A 436-nucleotide genomic window follows, 5' to 3' on the forward strand; every position below is an offset into this window, starting at 1 on the left:
GGCGGCTCTTCTTCGTCATCTTCGCTCCTGATTCGCAGCAAGAATCCTCGCCGCTGTCAGGCAGAAAATCCACTCAAGCTACTGTCCGAATTTGCGGGGCCAGCTCTGAACCTTGCCGCCGGATCTGTGTTCGAGATGCTGGCGGGCTCGATGATGAGGCCTGAGATGCGGCTCCGGTGCTCGTCGTTGATCCGTCACAGGCTGCCTCCCAAAAAAAGCAGCCTTGAATCAGCCTTCTGATTTGACGATCCCCGAGCCCCCAAGCGACCTAGAGCTCGAGACAAAGAACGCCGCCTCCGTTTCCGGAAGCGGCGTTTTGTATTCGAACATCGAAAGAGGATGATTTCTTGTCCTTGGCAGGCCTGGCAGTGACCTACTCTCCCAGGGCTTAAGCCATAGTACCATTGGCGCTGAAGCGTTTAACGGCCGAGTTCGG

The 436-nt window shown here is 56.7% G+C and carries 1 protein-coding gene; it reads left to right on the plus strand.

What is annotated here, in order from left to right:
* A partial coding sequence (locus tag QJT78_RS52160; RefSeq protein WP_281460951.1) for a hypothetical protein occupies window positions 1–240 on the plus strand: 240 nt, incomplete at its 5' end.
* Window positions 241–436 lie beyond the last annotated feature (196 nt).

Source organism: Bradyrhizobium sp. Mp27, from assembly GCF_029953005.1.
GTDB classification, from domain to species: domain Bacteria; phylum Pseudomonadota; class Alphaproteobacteria; order Rhizobiales; family Xanthobacteraceae; genus Bradyrhizobium; species Bradyrhizobium barranii.